General features: G+C 59.1%; 4 protein-coding genes and 1 pseudogene. 1 reads left to right on the top strand and 4 read right to left on the bottom strand.

Annotation, left to right across the window (positions count from 1 at the left end; all coding sequences use genetic code 11):
* The 4 genes and pseudogenes from M0974_RS16860 to M0974_RS16845 form a co-directional block, all read right to left on the bottom strand.
* Nucleotides 1-114: pseudogene (locus M0974_RS16860) on the bottom strand ((2Fe-2S)-binding protein); the annotation flags it as partial.
* 15 nt (nucleotides 115-129) lie between these two features.
* On the bottom strand, nucleotides 130-924 hold the full coding sequence (locus tag M0974_RS16855) for an ABC transporter permease (protein WP_297839033.1): 795 nt from the start codon (nucleotides 922-924) through the stop codon (nucleotides 130-132).
* A 3-nt stretch (nucleotides 925-927) separates the two neighbouring features.
* Complete coding sequence (locus M0974_RS16850; protein WP_297839030.1) at nucleotides 928-1,800, bottom strand: ABC transporter permease; 873 nt, start codon at nucleotides 1,798-1,800, stop codon at nucleotides 928-930.
* Nucleotides 1,797-2,825, bottom strand: a complete 1,029-nt coding sequence (locus M0974_RS16845) for an ABC transporter ATP-binding protein (RefSeq protein ID WP_297839027.1) — start codon at nucleotides 2,823-2,825, stop codon at nucleotides 1,797-1,799. The genes M0974_RS16850 and M0974_RS16845 overlap by 4 nt, the downstream gene beginning before the upstream one ends.
* A gap of 245 nt (nucleotides 2,826-3,070) precedes the next feature.
* Here M0974_RS16845 and M0974_RS16840 point away from each other — a divergent pair.
* A partial coding sequence (locus M0974_RS16840; protein WP_297839024.1) for a helix-turn-helix domain-containing protein occupies nucleotides 3,071-3,517 on the top strand: 447 nt, incomplete at its 3' end.

Genomic DNA, 3,517 nt, shown 5'->3' with positions numbered 1-3,517 from the left:
GGTCAACACGGCCGTCAGCAGTGTGTCGCCTTGCATACCGGTGGCCGGTTGACCGTCGAGGGTGAACGCCAGCGTCGGTCGATCCTGCTCGACCAGTCGTTTAAACAACGCCATTTCAGTGCTTCCCTCTCAATGTTTGCCGACCAGAACCCGGTCCAGGCCATAGACCCGGTCGAGCACGATCATCGTTGCAGCGGTCAGTGCGATCACCAGTGCCGACACAGCGGCCATCATTGGGTCGATGGATTCCGTGGCGTACACGTACATGCGCACCGGCAACGTTTGGGTCGATGGCGAGCTGACGAAAATCGACAGGGTGACCTCATCGAAACTGTTAATGAACGCCAGCAGCCAGCCACCGGCGACCCCCGGCAGGATCATTGGCAAGGTGATCTGGCGAAACAGCGTGAAGCGGCTGGCACCCAGGGATTCGGCAGCTTGTTCGGCGCTGCGATCAATGCCGATGGCAGCGGCGATCACCAGCCGCAATACGTACGGAGTGATGATCACTACGTGGGCGAGCATCAGCCAGGCGAAGCTGCCATTGACACCCATCAGCGCGAACAGGCGCAGCATGGCCACGCCGAGAACCAGGTGCGGCATGATGATCGGCGACAGAAACAGACTGTTGAGGAAGTCGCGGCCGGGGAATTTATAGCGGGTGATCGCCAGCGCCGCGGGCACCGCAATCAGAGTCGCCAACGAGGCGGCAACAAACGCCAAAATCAAGCTGTTGTAAAACGCATGAATGAAATCGGCGCGTTCAAACACCGCCTTGAACCAACGCAGGGAAAACCCGGACGTCGGCAAACTCAGGGTATTTTCCGGGGTGAACGCCACCAGGCAAACAACCACCAGCGGCGCCATCATGAACAGCACAACCAGGGCGTGAAAACCCAGCGACAAAGGACCGTTTCTGGACATGTCTTATTCCCCCAAGGTCTTTTTGTAGCGGCGTTCGACAATCCGGTTCCACGTCAGCATCACCAGCAAGTTGATCACCAGCAGCACCACCGCGATGGCCGCGCCCATGGGCCAATTCAGTTCCGAGAGGTATTGGTCGTACACCACGGTGGCGACCATCTTCAACCGTCGTCCTCCCAGCAGGCCGGGGATCGCGAAGGAGCTGGCAGACAGACCGAAAACGATCAGTGTCCCCGAGAGCACGCCGGGCATGACTTGGGGTAACACCACTAAACGCATGACCTTGGCCTGGCTGGCGCCGAGGGACAGCGCGGCTTGTTCAGCGGAGGGGTCGAGCTTCTGTAGAGAGGTCCAGACCGGAATGATCATGAACGGCAGCATCACGTGTACCAGCGCAATAATCACGGCGAACGAGGTGTAAAGCAGCTTCACTGGGTGCCCGCCAAGCGCTTGAATGGCTTGATTGATCAGCCCGTCAGAACCCAGCAGCAAGCTCCAACCAAACGCCCGGACCACGACGGAAATCAGTAGCGGGGTCAGAATTAAAATCAAAAAGATCGAGCGCCACGGGGTGCCCATGCGGCTGAGGATGTAAGCCTCGGGCACGCCGATCACCACGCACAGCAGCGTGACGACAGCGCTGATCCAGAGCGTGCGAAAGAAGATTTCGTAATAGTAAGAATCAGTGAACAGCGCAACAAAGTGGGCGAGGGTGAACTCGCCGCTTTTGACCCCCAACTGGTAGTCGAACACGTTGAACGACAACACCAGTGTCAGCACCAACGGCAGAATCAGCAGGCAACTGAACAGAATAATCGCCGGCAACGACAGCAGGTAACCGCGCCCGCCCTGGCGCATTGCAGCGAATACACTCATCCGTGCACCTCGTCGGCGGCCAATACCCGCAACAGCTCCGGTTGCCAGTCGAGGCCCACCGTCGTGCCTTCGCTCAACGGCGCGCTGCCGTCGTTGCGGCGTACCACGGTCAGCTCGCCCAGTTCGGTTGCAATGCGGTACAGCCATTGGCTGCCGAGAAAATAACGGACCGAAATGCGCCCCTGCAAACGGCCGCTGCCGGCGTCGAGCAGGTCGATTTTTTCCGGGCGCAGGCTGAGGGTCAGTGCGCCGTCGCCTGGGCTGTGGCGTACTTGCGGGCGACCTTTGGCGTCGATGTCGCCAGCAAGCATGTTGGCCTTGCCGACGAAGCCGGAGATGAACTGCGTACGCGGGTGTTCGTAGAGTTTGTACGGCTCATCGATCTGGGTCACGCGCCCGGCCTGCATCACCACCACGCGATCACTGATCGACAGCGCTTCGGCCTGATCGTGGGTCACCATCAACGTGGTGATGCCGACTTCGCGTTGGATGCGACGGATCTCGAATTGCATCTCTTCGCGCAAATTGGCGTCGAGGTTAGACAGCGGTTCATCGAGCAATAACACCGGCGGCTCAATCACTAATGCACGGGCCAAAGCCACACGCTGACGTTGCCCACCCGACAGCTCTCGCGGATAGCGCTCTGCATGCGGGGCCAAGCGCACCAAGTTCAGCACCGTGCTCACGCGCCGGTCGATATCAGCGGATGACACCTTACGCATGCGCAGGCCAAAAGCGACGTTGTCGCGCACCGACATGTGGGGAAACAGCGCATAACTCTGGAATACCACACCCAGACCACGGCTGCTCGGTTTGGCGTGGGTGATGTCGCGACCGTCCAGCACGATGCGACCAGCCGTCGCGTCGACGAAGCCAGCGATCATTTGCAGGGTAGTGGTTTTGCCGCAACCCGATGGGCCGAGCAGAGAAACGAATTCGCCTTTTTCCACCGCCAGATCTGTGGCAACGACGGCGTCGATTGCGCCATAGCGTTTGCTAAGGCCTTCGAGTTGGAGAAATGCCATGTGCGCGTTCCACCTGTATTTATTGGGCGCGTCGAAACACGCTTTTTTGTAATGGGCAGATGCGAAGGGATACTGCTGGGTGCGTTGGCGCTCGTTCTAAGCCGGCTGCCTTGAGTTGTTCGATTCGCCCCTGTGGACTCAGATTAGGACGAAGTCTAGGATGGGCGAAAGAGCGAATTTCACTGAAAGGACTACTTTTTTCACTTTCATTCGCTGACCAAAATAGATATGAAGGAATTGGCTATATGTATTCCACTGAGCGGAATGAAGAGCCGAAAGAGGTCGGTGTTGGCAGTGTCTCCAGATTGTTTGCGGTGCTGCGAACCCTCGGCAACGCACCGGACGGTGGCGAGCGCGTGACGCAATTGGCGCAGCAGGTAGGTTTATCTCAGCCGACTACTCACCGTTTGCTGCGCAGCCTGATGGACGAAGGCATGGTCGAGCAGGATGAGCGCAGCAAGCGCTATCGCCTGAGCCTGGAGTTCTTTGCCTTGGCGGCGCGCTCCGGCAACACCGGCAACCTTCGTGATCTGGTTCGGCCGAGCATGCTGCGACTCAGCGCTTCGTTGGGCGACTCGCTGTTTCTGCTGGCGCGCAGCGGCTTCGATGCGATTTGCCTGGACCGCAGTGAAGGGCCGTATCCGATTCGGACCTTCACCGGTGATATTGGTGGGCGCGTGGCACTGGGCGCG

Origin of the sequence: Pseudomonas sp. (assembly GCF_026224925.1) — a bacterium.
Classification (GTDB): Bacteria; Pseudomonadota; Gammaproteobacteria; order Pseudomonadales; family Pseudomonadaceae; genus Aquipseudomonas.
Note: the sequence above shows the minus strand (reverse complement) of the source record. Positions and strands in the feature narration are given on the sequence as shown.